This is a genomic window from Candidatus Dedyshia acidiphila (genome assembly GCF_051025295.1).
GTDB lineage: Bacteria > Acidobacteriota > Terriglobia > Terriglobales > Acidobacteriaceae > KBS-83.
The window spans coordinates 1-20,042 of the sequence record NZ_JBMGJV010000030.1 but is presented as its reverse complement, the minus strand read 5'-3'; the positions used below and the strand labels follow the sequence as shown (position 1 = coordinate 20,042).

Here is a 20,042-nt window from a genome sequence, read left to right as displayed (position 1 = left end):
GATACGGCTCACCCTCGTTCCGATTCGCTACGATTCTATCGCACCCCGAACAGGGTTATGTGCTCACCGCCCATACCAGTAGCGATAAGGGTAGGGGTAACCGTAGGGTCCGTAGGGATACGCCGGTGGTGGTGCCGGTGGCGGGTAACCGTACGGATAGACGGGCCGATGCCGCATGGGGATCGGCTGCCGGGGTGTAGCTGAGGCCTGAAGACGCTCGACCTCACCGTAGCTCACCGGATTGACTGTCAGAGGCTGGCGCAGATGAAAGGTCAGCAGCGTCTCCGGCGGCATCACCGCCCGAGGATCGCCGCTGGCCGCCGAAACACCCAGTCCAGCCACACCACCCGCAACGGCACCAATCGCGGCGCCCGGACCTCCGCCCGCGGCAGCGCCGACGATCGCGCCAATGGCGCCCACACCGATCGTGTTTGCGGTGGTGTAGCCGCCTTTCCCATGCGTGTCCGACGCGAAGGTGTCGGTGGCGACCGGATACTGCTGTCCGCCAAGGTCAAGCGACACGATCTGCAGCGCGAAGCCGGCTCCCCCACTGAACGAGCCTGGCCGCTTTACGCCAACCACGCGTCCATGCAGGACTGCGCCGCGCGGAACGGCGAGGTAAGCGCCCTGATAGATATCCTGGGCAAGCGTCGCCTGGAATGTCGAGCCCTCCTGCAGGCCGCGGCTGTCGAGCGGTTCAGAGGTACGGATCGAGATCAGCGTGTGCTCCGGCACTGTCAGCGGCATGCTCGCAAGCTGCGGGCGATACGCGGGCTGCCGCTGGCGTCCGTACGGATCGCTCGGGTAACCACCCTGCGCCGGACGGGACGGATAGCCGGACGGATATCCCGATGCGGGCTGACCGGGCGCGCCGCCGCCGCTGTAGGGCGGCCGGTCCGCGGGCTGCTGTGCCCGAGGAGGCTGTTGCGCCTGCGGCGGCGCATCATCCTGACCGGGATCCTGCATCGGATACTGGCTGTCCGAGGCGCCTTGCTGCGGACGCTGCGGAATTTGGCCGTTCTCTGCGTCGGGCGGCGGACCCGCCTGTCCCCAGTTACCGCTGCCGCCCGGGTCAGGCTGGGATGGCTGGTTCGATGTCGGCTGCGGGGTGTACGGAACCTGCTGCCCATCTGGATCGCTCGACTGCGCCTGGTGGATCTCGCCGATAGGGGATGTCTCGCCAGCGTTGGAGACGGTCTCCTGGGAGCCGGCCGCCGCCCTCACGTCATTCACCACTGACCGCACGCCGTTCACGGTCGCAGCCACGACCTGTGCCTGGTTCTTCGCAGTCTCGTTCGACGCTGTTCCCGCCAGGGTCACAATGCCGTCTCGAGTGGTCGCCGTGATGTGTTCGCTGCTGATCTCCGGATAGGTGGCGAGCGCCTTCAGTACGTCGGACTGAATCGCAGCGTCAGTGCGGACGGAGGCTTTCTCGGCAAAGGAGGCCGGAGGCGCAAGCCATGCGGCGGCGCTCGTGAGACCAAGGGTGAGAGCGAGCGTCAGCCGGGCAGAGACTGCACCGCGAACGAAATGCGTGCTGCTGTGGGAAGCCATAGGGTTCTGTTTGCCCCTTTTCTGTTCTCTGGTGTGCGTGCGGTGCCGTACGGCTGCTTCTGGCGCATTGCTGTGGCGGCATCCGCTTACACAGACACGCGAGCAGGAAAAGAGTTGCGTCTCCTGAGCGGTTTCGGTATAGGTCAGCCTCCGCCCGGGAGCGGGCAGGTGGCAATACCGCAACCGGGGCAGAACCGCGGCTCGGGCCAGCCCGCTGATCCAGCTTGGTTACCCCTTGTGGCTCCGGTAGAGGCGTATCAGGTTGCTGGTCGAGCTGTCGTGCGCCAGAGCCGGCTCGGTCGGGCTGGACAGCTCGCCGATGATCTTCTGCGCCAGCACCTTGCCTAGTTCGACACCCCACTGGTCGAAGGAGTCGATGTTCCAGATCACGCCCTGGGTAAAGACAGAGTGCTCATAAAGCGCGACCAGGGTGCCGAGAATTTCGGGGGTGAGCCGCTCGGCCAGGATGGTGTTCGACGGACGGTTCCCCTCGAAGACGCGGTGCGGGACCAACCACTCGGCGGTTCCCTCTGCCTTGACCTGCTCGGCAGTCTTACCGAAGGCCAGCGCCTCCGCCTGTGCGAACACGTTGGCCATCAGCATGTCGTGCTGATTTCCCAACGGATTCAGCGTGCGATAGAAGCCGAGGAAATCGCAAGGGATGAGCCGGGTGCCCTGGTGGATGAGCTGATAAAACGAGTGCTGCCCATTGGTGCCGGGCTCTCCCCAGTAGACCGGGCCGGTCTCGGTCTCGACACGCGTGCCGTCGAGCGTGACGTGCTTGCCGTTGCTCTCCATCGTCAGCTGCTGTAGATAGGCCGGGAAGCGCTTCAAATACTGCTCGTAGGGCAGCACAGCCACTGTCTGCGCGTCGAAAAAGTCCGTGTACCAGACCGTGAGCAGCCCCATCAGCACGGGCAGATTCTTCTCCAGCGGCGCCGTGCGGAAGTGCACATCCATGGCGTGGAAGCCGCTCAGCATGGCGCGGAAGTGCTCCGGACCGATCGCGAGCATCGTCGAGAGGCCAATCGCCGAATCCATTGAGTAGCGGCCCCCGACCCAGTCCCAGAAACCGAACATGTTTTCGGTGTCGATGCCGAACTTCGCGACCTCCTTGGCGTTGGTCGAGATTGCGACGAAATGCTTTGCGATCGCCGATTCGTCACCACCAAGGGCACGTAGCATCCACTGGCGCGCAGCTTGCGCGTTGGCCATGGTCTCGAGCGTGGTGAAGGTTTTCGATGCGACCAGGAAGAGCGTCTCGTCTGCGCTGAGATCGCGAACGGCTTCCACGAAGTCGGTCCCGTCCACGTTTGAGACGAAGCGGAAGGTGAGGTCACGCTGCGAGTAGTGGCGGAGCGCCTCGTACGCCATTACCGGGCCCAGATCCGAGCCGCCGATTCCGATGTTCACGACGTTGCGAATGCGTTTGCCGGTGTGCCCCTTCCATGCGCCGCTGCGTACGCGGTCCGCGAAGCCGCTCATCTTGTCGAGCACCTGGTGCACCTGCGGTACGACATCTTCGCCGTCTACCTTGATCGATTCGCCCTTCGGCGCGCGCAGTGCAACGTGCAGCACGGCGCGGTTCTCCGTGATGTTGATCTTCTCGCCGGTAAACATCGCCTCGATGCGCTGCTTCAGGTTGCGCTGCTGCGCAAGCGCGAACAGCAGGCGCAGAGTCTCGTCGGTGATGCGGTTCTTCGAGTAATCGAGATAGAGACCGGCGGCTTCGGCGTTGAATCGCGTGCCACGCTTTGCGTCCTGATCGAAGAGCTGACGCAGCGTGGTGGAAGCCATCTGCCCTGCGTGCTGCTCGAGGGACTTCCAGGCTTCCAGATCAACGAGAGACGTAGACGGCGAAGACATGTGCGGCTCCTTGCGATTGCGAAAAGTTGGTCATCCCAGGACAGGAGAATGATAGGCCACAGTTGCCGACGTGCCGTTGGCCAGGCTCCTCGTCAGGAGCCAGTGTGTGGTGCCAGTGCGAATGTCGTGCACCAAAAGATGCATCCCTGTCATGGGATGTTCACGCTGCTTTTGCACAGTTCTCGATGAAGCCCGCAAGCATGGGGGCGTGAACTCCACACAGATTGCAGAGCCGTCCACTGGCTTGCCTCGGCACGCCGCCACGCATGCTCCCGTACTGGACAGGACGCTGCTGCTCGAGCGGCCACGCAACCTGGGCCGCCAGCCGGACTGGGTTGGTTGTGATCTGAACCGCTATCGGCTTCGTCTGGCCGATACACCCGCGGAGCGACTAGGCGCCTGCCAGTTGCGCTTCCGAGTGTTCAATCTCGAACTGGGAGAGGGCCTGGCCGCCTCCTACGCAAACGGCGTGGATCAGGACGAGTTCGATCCAGCCTGCGAGCATCTCTTGGTCGAAGAGAAGGCGACCGGCCGCGTGGTCGGCACGTACAGAATGCAGAGTGGCGCGACAGCCCAAGAGCATCGTGGCTACTACAGCGCACGCGAGTTCGACTTCACTCCCTACGAACCGATGCGGTCGCAGATTCTCGAGTTAGGCCGCGCATGCATCCACGCCGAGCACCGCTCCAGTGAAGTGCTCACACTGCTTTGGCGGGGTATCGCGCAGTACGCTGTCCACCACGGCTACCGCTATCTGATCGGCTGCTCCTCGGTGACCTCGCAGGATGCAGCGACGGGATGGGCTCTCTACCACCAATTGCTGCCCTTCCTCGCGGAGCCCGCATGGCGCACCCGGCCCACGCCGGCCTATGACCTGCCACTGCCGGAAGGCGACCACGCCGTGAGCGAAGCGCGCGTCCCCAAATTGTTGCGCACCTATCTCGCTGTCGGTTCGCGCATTTGCAGTGAGCCGGCGTGGGACCAGAGCTTCGGCACCATCGACTTTCTCACTCTGCAGGATATGGAGCAGCTGCCACCGGTCGCTCGTATGCGCTTCCTATGCCGGCAATAGCGAGCCCCGCGCGCTCAATGGTGCGTGCATCTGTGTTCGCAGCGACACTGGTCGAGATCACGGCCGCCTACCAACTCCGTGGCGTGACCACGCGTGAGCAGCGCGCACTCTGGCTGCAATATGCCGCCTGCCGCATTCTCCGTCGCATCGGTGTCCGGGTCACGGCGGACGGTCCGCTCCCCGCTGCAGGACTGCTGGTTTCAAACCACCTGAGCTATCTCGACGTGCTCGTCTACGCATCCCTGCTCCCGGCAGTGTTCGTCTCGAAGCGGGAGGTGGCGTCCTGGCCGGTCTTCGGTCCACTCGCTACCATGGCGGGCACAATCTACGTGGATCGGGATCGCCGGCCAGAGCGCCAGAACGCGAGCGCGCAGATGGAGGAGGCGCTCGCCGCGGGGCTCCCGGTCGTGCTATTCCCGGAGGGCACCAGCAGTGATGGCGCGGCGCTACTTCCCTTCCACTCGCCCTACTTTGAACCAGCAGTACGCAGCGGTGCCGTGATCACCGCGGCCGCGATCGCCTACACAAGCCAGAGCGCACCGGAGCAGGATCTGGCTTATTACGGCGACGACGTCTTCGGCCCGCACCTGTTGCGTACTGTTGGCCAGCGGGGCCTGCACGCCCGCGTTCGCTTCAGCAACGATTCCGCCTGCTATGCAAGCCGCAAAGAGGCTGCCCGGCGCGCCGAGGGCGAGGTGCGCTGGCTCCGTGCCACGATGACCGAAACGGACGCCACGGCGCAGTCCGAAGAGCTCTATCGCTTGACACAGAGCGGATAGCATAATGGCGTATGCCACACGCGACGGAGAGCCGACTCCACCTCAGCCAGATTGCGCCTCACTTAGTGCAGTCAGAGATCCGCTCGATGACTGTCGAGTGCGATCGGGTCGGCGGCGTGAATCTCGCTCAGGGCGTCTGCGACACCGAACTGCCCGCGCCTGTGCGTGATGCAGCGATTGCAGCGATCGAGAACGGCCACAACATCTACACGCGGCTGGATGGGATTGCTCCGCTCCGCACGGCAATCAGCCGTAAGCTGGCCAGCTACAACCACGTAAACGCTGACCCCGATACACAAATCCTGGTCACATCCGGCGCTACGGGCGGCATGTACGCCGCGTGCCTGGCGCTGTTCGATCCGGGCGACGAGATCATCCTGTTCGAGCCTTTTTACGGCTATCACGTGAACACGATGCAGGCTCTGCGCATCAAGCCAGTGCCGGTGCCGCTCGCGACGGGCACCTGGGAGCTGGACCTGGACGCACTTCGCGCGGCCACAACACCGCGTACTCGCGCCATCCTAATCAACACACCCTCAAATCCGTGTGGCAAGGTCTTCACACGCGCCGAGATCGAAGCCATCGGCGAACTCGCGATCGCGCACGATCTCTTCCTGCTCACGGATGAGATTTACGAATACTTCCTGTTCTCGGGCGCAGAGCACGTCAGCGCCGCTTCGCTGCCAGAGCTCGCAGAGCGCACGATCCTGATCTCGGGTTTCTCGAAGACCTTCAGCATCACCGGCTGGCGCATTGGCTACCTGGCCGCGGATGCGCGATGGATACCTTCGATCGGCTACTTTCACGACCTTACGTATGTCTGCAGCCCGTCCCCTGCGCAGTACGGCGCGGCCGCTGGTCTGGCTCAGCTTGACCCCGACTTCTACCGGCACCTCTCGTCCGACTACCAAAGCAAGCGCGACCTTCTGTGCGCTGCGTTAAATGAAGCGGGGCTGATACCGTCGGTTCCGGACGGGGCTTATTACGTGCTCGCCGATGTCACGATTGTGCCGGGCGAGACGGCCCGAGAGAAGGCCCGCGCGCTGCTGGCAAAGACTGGCGTGGCCGCGGTGGCTGGATCGGCTTTCTACAGCAAGGGTCGCGGAGAGAACCTTCTGCGCTTCTGCTTTGCCAAGCAGGACGACGCGCTGGCCGACGCCTGCGCTCGCCTGACCTCCGCGACGTTTTAGCCGCGCGTTCCAGCCCGCAGCTTCTTAACCTCCGATAGCCTCGCTCGCGAGCGCTGCGTCCATCTCATCGCAGTTCTGCTCGGTCGCGAGCAGGCCGCGACGCTTGGCCTGCCATGTCCCGTACAGGTGCCGCGCCAGCGCCAGGCCGAGCAGCAGCAGGGCCAAGCCGCACACGCCGGGCCATTGCCACCTCTCCCATGCATGGGCTGACAAAAACGACCCGAGCGCGCCGAAGCAGAAATACGTAGTCATGTAGACGGTGTTGATCCGGCTGCGCGCACCGAAGGCCGTCCCGGGGCAGTGCGCCAGGGAGAAGATGCGGGTCTGGTTCCCGACCTGGCTGGTCTGCGCGCCCGCGTCCATGATCAGCACAGCGGCCACGAGTCCGGCCATGTGGTAACCGACGATCCAGCAGCAGATCCAGGACAGCATGAGAAGCACAAGAGCGACCGAAATCACCCAACGCGAGCCGTGCCGATCCGCCAGCCGCCCCGCGATGGGCGCCACCGACGCCCCGATCGCTCCGAGAATGCCGAAGCTGCCCGCCACGCCCGCGCCAAGGTGATAGTGATTGGAGCCGAGCAGAAAGACGAGCGTCGTCCAGAAGCAGCTAAACGCCGCGAACACCAGGCCGCCGACGGTGGCCGATTCAACGAGCAACGGCTGCGTGCGCACCAGGGTCCAGAGCGACTTTAGCGCCTGCCCATACGGCAGCGGTGCGCGCGGCGGCAGCAGTGGCAGCATGCGGCGCAGAAACAACGCGAGCGCGCTACAGAGGACGCACGCAATCAGGAAGACGGCACGCCAGTTCAGCCACTCCGCGACCCATCCGGCAAACGTACGGCCGAGCAGGATGCCAAGCAGCAGGCCCGTCATTACCGATCCGACGGCACGGCCGGCATTCGCTGGGGTGGCGATCTCCGGTGCGATGGGCAGAATGACATGGGTGACCGCGGCCATGGTGCCGACCAGCACCGTCGCGAGGATCATCGGTAACAGCGAGGGCACGGCGGCCGTCAGCAGCATGGCCACGATGAGGCCGCCCAGCATGCGCAGGATGAGGCTGCGCCGCTCCAGCACGTCGCCCAGCGGTACAAAGAGCAGCAGACCAGCGGCGTACCCAAGCTGCGCGGCTACGGCGACGTGGCTCATGCGCGCTTCCGTCACATGCAGGCTGCGCGCCATCTCGATCAAGAGCGGCTGATTGAAGTAGAGCGGCGACACGGTGATGCCGCAGGACAGCCCGAGCAGCGGGATCAGGCGCTGTCGCGCGTCCGCGTCCGCGTTCATTGCCGGAGAGGATTCAGTAGGAGCAGGCATCCAGTGATTTAGATTCGCTCAGACGCTCGCTGATTCCGCCGCGACCATGGATTCACAAGCGCCGCGGCAGAGGCGACCGGCATTCAGCTTATGATGGCCGCAGCAACACGGCTTCCCCGAAACGCATCAGACGCAGCAGCGAATCTCAACCCCAAGTTAGAAACGGGCCCAGCTACTACTTCTCTGCCTCTATGACGGAAGGCCGTACCCAGTCTACGACCAGCGCATGGCGCGAGCGTCTCATCGCTCTGCGCAACGTACCGCCCGTTCTCGGCATTCTCTGGGAATCGGGACGGGGTGTTGTCACGACGGGCATCGTGCTGCGCCTGCTCGTGGCCGCGCTGCCCGTTGCGATTGCGAAGATCGCTGCTTACATCCTCGACGATGTGCAGCGCGTGTTCAGCCATCAGTCGCTGCCGTCGAACTTCTGGTGGCTGGTTGGCATCGAGACGGCGCTGAATATCTTCGCCGGACTGATCACCCGCTCGATCGATTACTCCGACAGTCTGCTGGCGGATCGCTACACACACTTTGTCAGCGTGCGGGTGATGGAGCAGGCGGCGCAGCTCGACCTCACAACCTACGAAGACCCCGTCTTCTACGACCGCCTGGAGCGGGCGCGCGTGCAGGCCACAGACCGGCTCGCGATGATCCAGCAGATGGGCCGCCTGCTGCAGCAGGGCATCACGACCCTGATCTGGACGGGCGCGTTGCTTTGGTATTCGCCGTGGCTCCTGCTGCTGCTCGCGCTGGGCGTGCTGCCCACCTTCCTCGGCGAGACGCACTTCGCCTTCCTCGGCTACGCCAAGAACTTCCGCCAGACCCCGGCCAAGCGGCAGATGGACTACCTGCGCCAGACCGCCGGCAGCCGCGAAGGTGCGAAAGAGCTCAAGCTCTTCAACCTCAGCGATTTTTTCACGGGCCGTTTCAAGGTCCTCTCGCAGCAGATCTATGAAGAGAACATCGAGCTCTCCCGCAAGAAGCTTGTGGTCGGCGGATTGCTCGGCGTCATCGCAACGCTCGGCTACTATGGCGCCTACATCTTCGTCATCTGGCGGGCGATCACAGGGCATTTCAACAACATCGGCGACTACTACTTCCTGACAAACGCCATCATCCAGGCGAGTTCCAACCTGCAGCAGGTGTTCTCAACCGCCTCAGGGATCGCCGACCAGGCGCTCTTCCTGACCGACCTGCTGGCCTTCTTCGAGATGAAGCCCACAGTACAGTCGAAGCCGGGCGGCCTGAAGCTGCCTCGGCCGATCCGGCAGGGATTTGAGTTCCGCAACGTCTCCTTTGCGTATCCGGGCACGACGCGCCGCGTGCTGCGCGACTTCAACTTCCGTCTGCGTCCAGGCGAGCGCATTGCGTTGATCGGGGAGAACGGGCAGGGCAAGACGACCGTGGTCAAGCTGATCACGCGGCTCTACGATCCGACCGAAGGGCAGATCCTGCTCGATGGCGTCGACCTGCGAGAGTATGACCTCACCGATCTCCACCACGAGATGGGCGTGATCTTTCAGGACTTCATGCGCTACGAGATGACTGTACGCGACAACATCGGCGTGGGTCGCGTCGAACGCGAGCACAGCGACTACGACATCGAGCACGCGGCCGAGCAGAGCCTGGCCGCAAGCGTCGTGGCGAAGCTTTCCGGTGGCTATGACCAAATGCTCGGTCGGCGCTTCGAGGGCGGTGTCGAACTGTCGGGCGGCGAGTGGCAGCGCGTTGCGCTCGCCCGGGCCTACCTGCGCGATGCACAGTTACTGATCCTCGATGAACCGACGGCTGCGCTCGATGCCAAGAGCGAGCTCGAGGTGTTCGAACGCTTCGCCGAGCTGACCGAGGGCAAGATGGCGCTGCTCATCTCGCATCGTTTCTCCACCGTCCGCATGGCCGACCGCATTGTTGTGCTCGAAGGTGGCCGGCTGGTCGAGGAAGGCACCCACTCTGCCCTGATGGCGCTGGGCGGGCGGTACGCTGGCATGTTCGAGATGCAGGCAGCGAGCTACAGATAGAGATGAGTTCCCTTCGATGAGCGCTGAACGCTTTAGCAACGAGCCTGATTTCTCGACCGCGCAGGACGCCCAGGAGACGGCAGAGGCGCAGATCGATCGTGAGCTCGCGGCCGATCCCCTGCCCGCCGGCACCACGGCTCCGTTGCCCCCCACCGCGCCCGTGGAGACTCCGCTGTCTGCGGCCGCAGGCGAGCCCGTTCCGGTTGTAGCCAAGGTGCCTGCGCCCGAGATCACGCGCACGGAGGAGCAGGTGCGCCACGCGGCCCAGCTTGCCCCCGTCGATTGGAACGTCGCTCGCGCTCCCCAGGGGGATATCTTCAGCCGCCGCATCACCGCGGCGCAGTCTGCGTACGACCAGGTCTCTCGTGAGCTGGAAAAGCGGCCCATGCCGACCTATCTGCCGGGCGAGCCGCTGGACCCTTTGCTCGAGCTGCGCGAAAACCCGCGCCTGCTGCAGGCCGCGCTCGACGAGATGCGCGCCCTCCGCCGGCGGCTCGAGACCATGCCGATAGTGGTTCGCCAGCGCGAAGGCGACGAGCCGAGAATCGTCACCGTCGCCGATGCGTATCTCGTCAGCACGGAATCGCGCTGGGACAACGATTGGGTGTGCTGGTTCCTCACGGAAATTCAGAAGTCCGATCCGCTCACATTGCGCGAACTCTGGGCCTTTCCCACCACTGTCCGATTTCTGCTGGTGGAGGAAATCCTTACGCAGGCGCGCAGCCAGATGGATGACCCCGCCGGCTTCGACGTGCATGCAGCAGGACTGCTGGCTGCGCGATTCAACAGCATTCGCAGCGCTATCTACGCGAACTGGGCACAGATGATTGAAGGCCTGGTGACGTTCAACAGCATCCTGCGGCAGGATCCGGTGGGCGCTTACCCGCGCATGGACTTCGACAGCCGCGAGCGCTACCGTGAACGCGTCTCGGAGATCGCGCGCCACTCCGACCAGACTGAGCATGAGGTCGCGGCAACAGCATTGCGGCTGGCGCAGCGGCCACCGCGGCCAGAGGACGTCCCCCGTCTTGCGCAACGGCGTGCGCACGTCGGCTATTACCTTGTCGATATAGGATTCGACGCACTCGCTCAGCAGGTCGGTTATCGCCCCCCCTTCTCGGATCGCCTGCGGATGATGCTGTGGCGCAGTGCAGACGATTACTACATCGGCGGCATCATCGTGCTCACAGTTGTGCTTATCGGCGCGATCCTCATTCCGCTGGTGCCGAACTATTCGATTCTTGGCGGGCTGGCGTTCGGTTTTCTGCTGCTGTTGATTCCGGCAGCGCAGGGCGCGGTCGATCTGATCAACAACACGACTACCGCGATCTTCAAGGCCGCAGCGCTGGCCAAGCTCGAGTTCCCCAAGGGCCTCCCGGAAGAACTTACGACCCTCATTGCCGTGCCCACGCTGCTACTGAGCGAGAAGCAGGTGCGCGAGTTGGTCGATGAGCTCGAGGTGCGCTACCTCGCTAACCAGGATCGCAACCTGCACTTCGCACTGCTCAGCGATCTGCCGGATTCGGTCGCGCGGCCTCGGCCCAACGACACTGATCCGCTGGTCGATCTTGCGGTCAGCCTGATCGAGGGACTGAATGCGCGCTACGCCGGCAAGAATGGCGGCAGCTTCTTCCTGTTGCATCGCCATCGTGTCTTCAATGCGCGCCAGGGCGTGTGGATGGGGTGGGAGCGCAAGCGCGGCAAACTGCTCGACCTGAACAAATTCATCCGTGGCGAGTTCGACAGCTTCCCCGTGAAGATTGGGGACATTGACACGCTGCGCCGGGTCCGCTACGTCATCACGCTCGACTCCGACACGCAGCTGCCGCGTGGGACGGCGCACGCCATGATCGGCGCGATGGCGCACCCGCTCAACCAGGCAGTGATCGATCCCGAGTCGCGCATCGTGACCGAGGGCTACGGGATCCTGCAGCCGCGCGTCGGCGTCAGCGTTCACTCTGCCGGGCGGTCGCGGCTGGCCGCGATCTATTCCGGACAAACAGGCTTCGATATCTACACGCGCGCGGTCTCCGATGCCTATCAGGACCTCTACGGCGAGGGTAGCTTCACCGGCAAGGGCATCTATGAGGTGAACACGCTGCATGCCGTGCTCGAGCAGCGCTTCCCACGCAACTCGCTGCTCAGCCACGACCTGATCGAGGGCGCCTACGCGCGCGCCGGCCTGGTGACGGACGTCGAGGTGATCGACGACTATCCGTCGCATTACAGCGCATACCGCCGCCGCCAGCATCGCTGGGTGCGCGGCGACTGGCAGATTGCGCAGTGGCTCTTCGGCAAGGTGCCGGATGAGAGCGGGCGGCTGGTCAAGAACCCGATCTCAGCGATCTCGCGGTGGAAGATCTTCGACAATCTGCGGCGCTCACTGGTCGAAGCGCTGACGTTGATTCTGCTGGTCGCCGGGTGGATCGGGCTGCCGGGGGGTCCGCTCTACTGGACGCTGGTCACACTGTTCCTGCTGTTCGTGCCGAGCCTGGTGTCGCTCCTGTTCGGGGCAGGGCGTGCGGTGGCGAGCCCGCAGAAGGGCGAGGTCCGCGAGGCGTTCGACGGCTTCGGCCAGAGCCTCATCATCACGCTGCTCAATCTCGCCTTCCTGCCGCACCAGACACTGCTCGCACTGGATGCGATCGTGCGCGCACTGGTGCGCCGCTTCATCACCGGGCAGCGGCTGCTGGAGTGGGAGACGGCGGCGCAGGCCGAGGCCACCGGGGGCAAGCGCACACCCGTGGATCGCTACCTGCAGGCCACGCCAATCTTCACCCTCGGCGTCACCGCGCTGGTCGCGCTGGTGCGTCCGCACTCACTGCTCATTGCGGCGCCGATCCTGCTGCTCTGGCTGTTCGAGAGCGGCATCACGGCATGGCTCAATCAGCCGCCGAGCGATGAGCGGCAGCACCTGACCACGCGCGATCACGGCTTCCTGCGGGAGATGGGGTTGCGCACGTGGCGCTACTTCTACGAGTACGGCGGGGCCGCACACAACTACCTCGTGCCGGACAACGTGGAAGAGCACGAGCTGTTCGAGGCAGCGCGCGTGTCGCCCACCAACTTCGGCCTGCTGCTGAACGCACGGCAGGCGGCGCAGGTGTTCGGCTGGCTGAGCATCCCGGAGTTCACGGAGCTGAGCCATCTCAGCCTCGACACATACGACCGCATGGAGAAGCGCAACGGCCACATCTACAACTGGTACGACACGCGCACGCTGCAGCCGATACCGCCGCGCGTCGTCTCCTCGGTTGACAGCGGCAACCTCGCGGCCTCGTTCTACACGCTGCGCTCCGGGGCGGAGATGCTGCTGCTGGAGCCGCTGATCACGGACCGGCTCTGGACGGGCCTGCGTGATCAGGTGGCACTGCTTGCCGAGCTTCATGCCGTGCCAGCCGGGCTGCCCGCGTTGCCGGAGGGGACCGACTTACGTGCGTGGGTCGCATGGTGCTTTGCCGCGCAGGCGAGCGCTGCCTTTGAGGACGTCCGCACGGTTCAGGTGACCGACAAGACGTGCAGCGAAGCAGACTGGTGGCGGGCCGAGCTGCGCCGCCGCATCGACATGGTCTGCCGGCTAGTCGCCGAGTACGAGCCGTGGCTGCACCGCGACTACGCGCCGCTCGAGGGGCTCGTGGATGAGGCATGCACGGTGCCGATCGGGCGAATCGTTACGTGCATCGACGACCTGGACACGCGGTTGCAACGTGCCTGGTCCACCAACACCAGCCCGCCGGGACAGCTCTACCTGATCGAGCGGCTGCGCTCCGAGATCGCCGAGGCACGCACGCGGCACCAGCAGCTTGCCGCGGACCTGGCGCGACTGTCCACGCGTGCAGAGCGCTGCGTCGCCGACATGAACTTCGCCTTCCTGATCGAACCGTCGCGGCAGATGCTCTCGATCGGCTACATGGTCGAGGAGGAGCAACTGCACAAGGCCTGCTACGACCTGCTGTGCTCAGAGGCGCGGATCGGTGCGTTCGTCGCGATCGCGAAGAGCGAGGCGACGCAGCAGAGCTGGTTCAAGCTGGGCCGCATTCACACGGTGGCGTACGGCCGGCCGGCGCTCATCTCCTGGACGGGCACGATGTTCGAGTACCTGATGCCGGCGCTCTGGATGCGCTCCTATCCGGACACACTGGTCACTCGCACGCTGACGAATGTCGTGGCGATCCAGCGGGCGTTCGCGAAGAGCAACGGCAACATTCCGTGGGGTGTCTCCGAGTGCGGCTATGCGGAGACGGACGACGGGGGGCACTACAGCTATCTGGCGTTCGGCATGCCGTCGATCGCGCTCAAGTGGGACGCAGTGGCGGGTCCGGTGATCTCGCCGTACTCGACGTTCCTGGCGCTGATGATCGATGAGGCGGAGTCGCTCAAGAACCTACGCCGCATGGCGGCGATGGGCTGGGTGGGCGCGTACGGCTTCTACGAAGCCGGCGATTATCAGAAGTCGCTGAAGCAGCCGGAGTTGGTGCGGGAGTGGATGGCTCACCACCAGGGCATGTCGCTGCTGGCGGTGCTGAACCTGCTGCACGACAACATCGTGCAGGAGTGGTTCCACGCGAACGCTAACCTGAAGTCGACCGAGCTGCTGCTGCACGAGAAGCCGATCCGCGAATCGCTGCTGCTGTCCGAGCACAAGCAGTCGGGCCGTCGCTCCGCTGCTTGAAGCTCTAAGCAGCCGGGCCCGCGAACAGAACCAGGTTGCCGTCCGGATCGACGAGGGTAAAGATACTGGCTCCCCACGACTCGATCGTGAGCGCCTGGTGAAAGCGCACTCCTCGGGATCGGAAGTCAGAGAAGAGCTGCTTCATCTCTTCGGCCGTCGCGACGGTGATCGAGGCGGACAGCAGGCCTTCGCGTTCCCGCACAGCGCCGGCGAATACGGGCTCGTCCACGACTCGTAAGTTGAGCCGAGCGTCATCGCGTGTGACCTGGCCGTAAGACGGCGGATCGCCGTAGACGAACGCGACTGTGAAGCCAAGCTTCTCGCGATAGAAGTCGCAGGATGCCTTCAGGTCTCGGACGAACAGTTGCGCTTCGGTTGAGCGGAGAACAGCTGGTTGGGCGATCGGTGCAGTGGCGCGGGACATGGGGTGGGCTCCCAGACGAGCAGTAGCGAACGTGTCGCGTTCACTCGCTCGATGGTAGCCCCACCCCCCCTCCCCCGTGGTCCGGCTGCCGGCGGGCAGCTCCCTCATCCCAAACGACTTAGCGCCAGCGGGGCCGCTAAGTATCTCAGCCACCCAGAGTTACAGCTAAACATGTCTTTCCATTGCGCTTAGCTGGCGTAGGCCATGGCCAGGATCTGCGGCGCGACGGCGTGCAGCGACACCGGCAGCAGCGGCAGAAAGCTGGCGCTGTGCTGGCGATGGATGGCGAGCACCTTGGCGGCGCGATTGGGGTCGGTGGACCAGGCACGCGAGACCTCTTCGATGAAGCTCTCGCCTGTGGTCGCGGCCAGAGCGCGCGCGTACGCGGGGTAGGCGTGCTCCAGGCGATGTAGCAAGGCGACACGTGCACGGAAGCACGCGGTCGTATCGGCGAAGCGCGCCCATTCGGCCACGACCGTCATCCAGCGACCGCGCAGAAACTCCTGCGTGGGCATGAGCAACGGCGACGCAAGCGCGCCATAGCTGGTCGCATCCGAGTGCTTCTGGCCGAAGAGGTTGTTGGCCTCGCGAGCGAGCCGCGACTGACCCCAGGCCGACTCGAGTGCTGCTTCACATGCGGCGTATTCGGGGAAGGGGTGGCCGGCGTCGCGGGCCGCGGCGCATGCGCTGCGGAGAAAGCTGTCCTGCGGTGTGTGGATCATCGGTGTTGGTACCTCCTGAGGAAGCGGTCGACTCGAGCGCGGGCCCAAACGCAGAAAGGCGGAGCCGTGGATTGGCTCCGCCTCTCTTGTATGACGCTCTATCTCTATTCTTCCAGAGATGGATGGGGGTATCGGTCACCCTCGTGCCGGTTTCGGAGTGCGGTGGTAATGTCGGTTGCGTTTCGGGAACGAAGCGTTGCGGAGGTAGTCGCTGTTCTCTACAACTTTTGATGTGGTCTGCCGAGGTGACCCCCATAGAATCGACGGACTTGCCCGACCGATCTGCTGGAGGAGTTCACCTTGCGCCAAGTCCGGAGTGCCGTTGTCCGTCCGTTCCGAACACACGACCGAATGCTTCGGCATGGCGCCTGCGTGCTCGCTGCCCTGCTGACAATGGCCACCGCGCGAGGGGCTGAGTCGAAGCCTCCGGAGACTTCAGGCACGTTTGTACTGCACAAGTTCGCACGCGCCATGGGCGAGGAGACCTACAGCATTGCGGCGACGGGCGATACGTACACGCTGACGTCACATTTCAAATTTACGGACCGAGGCAGCCCGGTACCGCTAGAGACGAGCTTCGTTGCACGCACGGCGGACATGGTGCCGGTGTCGTACAGCGCGAAGGGACGGTCGGCACGTCCGTCAGCGATGGACGATGCGCTGACCGCAGATGCGGGGTCGCTGACGATCCGGAATGGCGAGCACTCAAGGCAGGTGACGCCGGGCCCAGGCGCGTGGTTTGTGGTGGACGGCTACTCACCCGTGGCAATGCAGGAGCAGATGATGCGCTGGTGGCTGTCGCACGGGCGACCAGCAGAGTTCACGGCCTATCCCGCGGCGGTGCCGATTCACATTGTGCCAGCCGAGGACGTGACGGTGAGCGGTGTGCCGATGCATGGGTACACAGTCGGCGGGTTGATCTGGGGCCAGGAATCGCTGTGGGTGGACGACGCGGCGAACCTGACCGCGCTGGTGAGTACGGACGCGGAGTTCGATCATTTCGAGGCGGTGCGCCAGCCATACGCCACTTCTCTAGGTGCATTTATAGCGTCCGCTGTCAGGGCGGATCTTGGGGCGCTGACGCGGCTGACACGAGACGTAAGCGCGGCGCCGGCGAAGCGGCTGGCGATTGTGGGCGCGACGCTCGAGGACGTGACGGGAGCGCCGGCAGTGCGCGACAGCGTGATCCTGATCGAGAACGGCGTGATCACCGCGGCGGGACCGCGAGCGGCCGTGCACGTGCCGAAAGGCGCAACCGTGTTGGACGCGACGGGCAAGTACGCGATTCCCGGGCTGTGGGACATGCATGCTCACTACGAGCAGGTGGAGTGGGGGCCGATCTACCTGGCTGCAGGCGTGACGACGGTTCGCGACTGCGGGAACGAGTTCGACTTTATCCGGACGCTGCATGAAGAGCTCGATCGCGCGACGCATCCTGCGTTGGGACCGCACCTGGAGTTTGCAGGCGTGATCGACGGTGTGGGACCGATCGCTATCGGTGCAGTGACCGCCGAAACGCCGGAGCAGGCAGAACCGCTGGTGGCGAGATACCAGGCAGCGGGTGCGCGACAGATCAAGATCTACAGCTCCGTGAAGCCGGAGGTGGTGAAGGCCATCACCAGCGCAGCGCACGCGCGCGGTATGACAGTGACGGGCCACATTCCACAGGGAATGATGGCGATCGACGGCATCCATGACGGGATGGACCAGATCAATCATATCCAGTACGTTTCGTTGTACTTTGCGCACCCGGTACTAGGCGCGGATGGCAAGCCCGACCGGAAGAAGCCTCCGGTGGAGGAGTTGGATGGGGAGCGGGCGAAGGCAATCATCGCCGCGATGAAGGAGCACCACACGGTGCTCGATCCGACGATGACGATCTTTGAGCTGTCGCTGCATACGGATCCGCTTCAGCAACTGGAGCCCGGGATGACACATGTCGCACCGCAATTGCGTGAGGCGCTCGATTCCCCAGCACACACGGGCCCCGCGGCAGAGGTGTATCGCGGGACCTGGCAGGTGATGATGGACACGCTGCGCGCGGTGCACACGGCGGGCGTGCCGATTGTGGCGGGCACAGACCAGGGGGTGCCCGGCTACTCGCTGCATCGCGAGTTGGAGATCTATGTCGAGGCGGGCTTCACACCGATGGAGGCACTGCAGTCGGCGACGATCGTGCCGGCGCGTGCCCTGGGGGTGGAGCGCGAGGCGGGCTCGCTCGAACCGGGCAAGCGCGGAGATGTGCTGCTGCTGGACGCGGATCCGCTGAGCGACATTCACAACACGCGGCGTGTGTGGCGGACGGTGGCGGCGGGTGCGGTGTATGCGCCGGCGCCGCTGTGGCAGAGCGTTGGATTCACGCCGTAGGGCGGCTAGGATTGTGCCCGGCGACGGCCCCGATCCGTTTTGACGAAACGATTTCATCCATATAGATTCGACTCATTCGGCAGCCACCGCCGACGGCTCTGCTGAGTGCGGCGCGGGCTGCGCACTGCTGCACTTCGAAGGGAAGCGGGCGAATGCGGGTCGGTTTTGGATGGGGTGTTCTGGTGTGGCTGGCGGGCGGTGTGGCCGCGTATGGGCAAATTTCAGGTGGGCTCGTGGGTCGGATCACGGACACGAGCGGCGCTGCGGTGGCACATGCGCGGGTGACGCTGACTGATACGAGCACGCATATCGCCGCGAGCAGCGAATCGACCGGCGACGGCTACTATTCCTTCTCGCAACTGCAGCCAGGCACGTATTCCATCGCTGTGGCGGCGAGCGGCTTTGCGCCAGTAGTGCGCAGTGGGCTGACGGTGGCGACAGGCGAGGCGGCGCGTGTGGACGTGCCGCTGAGGGTGGGCAACGACCAAGCAACTGTGACGGTGACAGGAAATGCACCGCTGCTGCAATCCACGCAGAGCGATGTGGAGACGAACATTCCGGGGCGCACGGTGCAGGCGATCCCGCTGAACACGCGCAACTTCATTCAGCTGGCAACGCTGGCGCCAGGCGTGTCGCTGCCACCGGGTACGCTGCTGCCGCGCATCAATGGCGGGCGTCCGCGGACGAATGAGTATCTGTACGACGGCATCTCCGCGCTGCAGCCGGAGCCTGGGCAGGTGGCATTCTTTCCCGTGCTCGACGACATCCAGGAGTTCACCATCGAGACAAACAACGTCCCGGCAGAGTTTGGTCGCTTCAATGGCGGCGTAGTGAACGTGACCACGCGCGCGGGCTCGAACGATTTGCACGGCAGCCTCTTCGAGTATCTGCGCAATGAAGACCTGAATGCGCGGAACTACTTTGCACCGAAGGCGGCGCGCAAGCCGGAGTATCGCCGCAACCTGTACGGCGGGACGCTGGGTGGTCCGGTGCTGCACAACCGGCTGTTTTTCTTCGGCGACTACCAGGGCATTCGGCAGGCGATCGGAGTGGTGCGCACGTCGACGATTCCGACGCTCAAGGAGCGGCAGGGCATCTTCACCGGTGTGTCGCATATCTACAATCCGGCAACGACGGTCGCGAACGGCGCAACGTACACACGTACGGAGTTTCCGAACGACGTGATCACGACGCCGCTGGATCCAGCATCCGTGGCGGTGCTGTCGCGGCTGCCGCTGCCCACGTCGAGTGGTTTGGCGAACAACTACACGCGCGTGGCGAACGATATGGACCACGAGAACCAGTTCGATGTGCGGGTGGACGGCGCGCGCGGGGAGCGGGATCGTGCGTTCGGCCGCTACTCGTACTACCACCAGGTGGCGCAGCCGGTCGCGCCGCTGCCGGAGGGCAGTGGGCTGATCTCAGGGTCGGTGCTGGGGTCGTTCAACTACTCGGGGCTGACACACATCACAGGGCAGCAGGCGGTGTTCAACGAGACACACACATTCACGACGCAGTTACTCAATGATGTGCGGCTGGGCTACACGCGGCGCGGCAACACGACTGAGGGCGTGACGCTGCCGCAGACGGCATCCGCGGCTCTGGGCATCCCCGGCATTCCGACGAATGCGTCGTTCAACAATGCGCTGCCGCTGTTCACCTTCACGGGGTACCAGCAGCTTGGCGCGTCTCCAAGCACGTTTGCACAGTATCAAACGGGCGTGTGGCAACTGGTGGATACGGTGGAGTGGATCCATGGGACGCATGCCTTGCGGGCGGGCGCGGATGCGCGTTGGTATCAGCTGAACACTATTTCTCCGCCGAATCCGACGGGCTCGTTCGCGTTCACGACCACTGGAACGAATCTGCCGAGTGCAGCGAACAGCGGGAACTCATTCGCGAGCTTTCTGCTGGGGCAGGTGGATACATTCTCGATCGATCTGCAGGAGCAGAAGCTGCGACCGCGGGACACCATCCAGGAGTTCTTCGTGCAGGATGACTGGAAGGCGACGCCGAGCCTGACGCTGAATCTCGGAGCGCGGTGGACGTTGCATCATC

General features: G+C 64.3%; 12 protein-coding genes. 7 read left to right on the top strand and 5 right to left on the bottom strand.

The features are described 5' to 3' along the window. Positions 1-63: 63 nt before the first annotated feature. On the bottom strand, positions 64-1,554 hold the full coding sequence (locus AC5IJH_RS12840) for a BON domain-containing protein (protein ID WP_491903225.1): 1,491 nt from the start codon (positions 1,552-1,554) through the stop codon (positions 64-66). A 228-nt stretch (positions 1,555-1,782) separates the two neighbouring features. Further along, positions 1,783-3,420, bottom strand: a complete 1,638-nt coding sequence (gene pgi, locus AC5IJH_RS12835; RefSeq protein WP_491903224.1) for a glucose-6-phosphate isomerase — start codon at positions 3,418-3,420, stop codon at positions 1,783-1,785. A 208-nt stretch (positions 3,421-3,628) separates the two neighbouring features. Here pgi and AC5IJH_RS12830 point away from each other — a divergent pair, with 208 nt between their 5' ends. Genes AC5IJH_RS12830 through AC5IJH_RS12820 form a run of 3 tightly spaced genes read left to right on the top strand, consistent with a single transcriptional unit; the run spans position 3,629 to position 6,461 of the window. Beyond that, a complete protein-coding gene (locus AC5IJH_RS12830) occupies positions 3,629-4,492 on the top strand; it encodes a GNAT family N-acetyltransferase (RefSeq protein WP_491903223.1) in 864 nt (287 codons plus the stop codon). Between the two features lie 32 nt (positions 4,493-4,524). Further along, on the top strand, positions 4,525-5,271 hold the full coding sequence (locus AC5IJH_RS12825; RefSeq protein ID WP_491903222.1) for a lysophospholipid acyltransferase family protein: 747 nt from the start codon (positions 4,525-4,527) through the stop codon (positions 5,269-5,271). Positions 5,272-5,282: 11 nt separating this feature from the next. Further along, entirely contained in the window at positions 5,283-6,461 is a 1,179-nt protein-coding gene (locus tag AC5IJH_RS12820; protein ID WP_491903221.1) for a pyridoxal phosphate-dependent aminotransferase, read from the top strand. A gap of 24 nt (positions 6,462-6,485) precedes the next feature. On the opposite strand, the gene AC5IJH_RS12815 is transcribed toward AC5IJH_RS12820, so the two are convergent. Then, positions 6,486-7,751: an MFS transporter gene (locus AC5IJH_RS12815; RefSeq protein ID WP_491903220.1), complete on the bottom strand. Its 1,266-nt coding sequence runs from the start codon at positions 7,749-7,751 to the stop codon at positions 6,486-6,488. 221 nt (positions 7,752-7,972) lie between these two features. On the opposite strand from AC5IJH_RS12815, the gene AC5IJH_RS12810 reads away from it, so the two are divergent. Then, a complete protein-coding gene (locus tag AC5IJH_RS12810) occupies positions 7,973-9,799 on the top strand; it encodes an ABC transporter ATP-binding protein (RefSeq protein WP_491903219.1) in 1,827 nt (608 codons plus the stop codon). 16 nt (positions 9,800-9,815) lie between these two features. Beyond that, a complete protein-coding gene (locus AC5IJH_RS12805; RefSeq protein ID WP_491903218.1) occupies positions 9,816-14,471 on the top strand; it encodes a glucoamylase family protein in 4,656 nt (1,551 codons plus the stop codon). 4 nt (positions 14,472-14,475) lie between these two features. Here the strand turns inward: AC5IJH_RS12805 and AC5IJH_RS12800 are convergent, their stop codons facing one another. Both AC5IJH_RS12800 and AC5IJH_RS12795 read right to left on the bottom strand, forming a co-directional pair. Continuing rightward, positions 14,476-14,895 (bottom strand): VOC family protein, encoded by a 420-nt coding sequence (locus AC5IJH_RS12800; RefSeq protein WP_491903217.1) that lies wholly within the window; start codon positions 14,893-14,895, stop codon positions 14,476-14,478. A gap of 188 nt (positions 14,896-15,083) precedes the next feature. Then, positions 15,084-15,617, bottom strand: a complete 534-nt coding sequence (locus tag AC5IJH_RS12795) for a glucosaminidase domain-containing protein (RefSeq protein WP_491903216.1) — start codon at positions 15,615-15,617, stop codon at positions 15,084-15,086. A 351-nt stretch (positions 15,618-15,968) separates the two neighbouring features. On the opposite strand from AC5IJH_RS12795, the gene AC5IJH_RS12790 reads away from it, so the two are divergent. Beyond that, complete coding sequence (locus tag AC5IJH_RS12790; protein ID WP_491903215.1) at positions 15,969-17,984, top strand: amidohydrolase family protein; 2,016 nt, start codon at positions 15,969-15,971, stop codon at positions 17,982-17,984. Between the two features lie 152 nt (positions 17,985-18,136). Then, positions 18,137-20,042: TonB-dependent receptor (locus AC5IJH_RS12785; RefSeq protein ID WP_491903214.1), on the top strand; the 1,906-nt coding region annotated here is incomplete at its 3' end.

Coding starts and splice junctions, on each gene's coding strand:
- AC5IJH_RS12840 (WP_491903225.1), bottom strand. CDS start 1,554: ATGGCTTCCCACAGCAGCACGCATTTCGTTCGCGGTGCAGTCTCTGCC.
- pgi (WP_491903224.1), bottom strand. CDS start 3,420: ATGTCTTCGCCGTCTACGTCTCTCGTTGATCTGGAAGCCTGGAAGTCC.
- AC5IJH_RS12820 (WP_491903221.1), top strand. CDS start 5,283: ATGCCACACGCGACGGAGAGCCGACTCCACCTCAGCCAGATTGCGCCT.
- AC5IJH_RS12815 (WP_491903220.1), bottom strand. CDS start 7,751: ATGAACGCGGACGCGGACGCGCGACAGCGCCTGATCCCGCTGCTCGGG.
- AC5IJH_RS12810 (WP_491903219.1), top strand. CDS start 7,973: ATGACGGAAGGCCGTACCCAGTCTACGACCAGCGCATGGCGCGAGCGT.
- AC5IJH_RS12805 (WP_491903218.1), top strand. CDS start 9,816: ATGAGCGCTGAACGCTTTAGCAACGAGCCTGATTTCTCGACCGCGCAG.
- AC5IJH_RS12800 (WP_491903217.1), bottom strand. CDS start 14,895: ATGTCCCGCGCCACTGCACCGATCGCCCAACCAGCTGTTCTCCGCTCA.
- AC5IJH_RS12795 (WP_491903216.1), bottom strand. CDS start 15,617: ATGATCCACACACCGCAGGACAGCTTTCTCCGCAGCGCATGCGCCGCG.
- AC5IJH_RS12790 (WP_491903215.1), top strand. CDS start 15,969: ATGCTTCGGCATGGCGCCTGCGTGCTCGCTGCCCTGCTGACAATGGCC.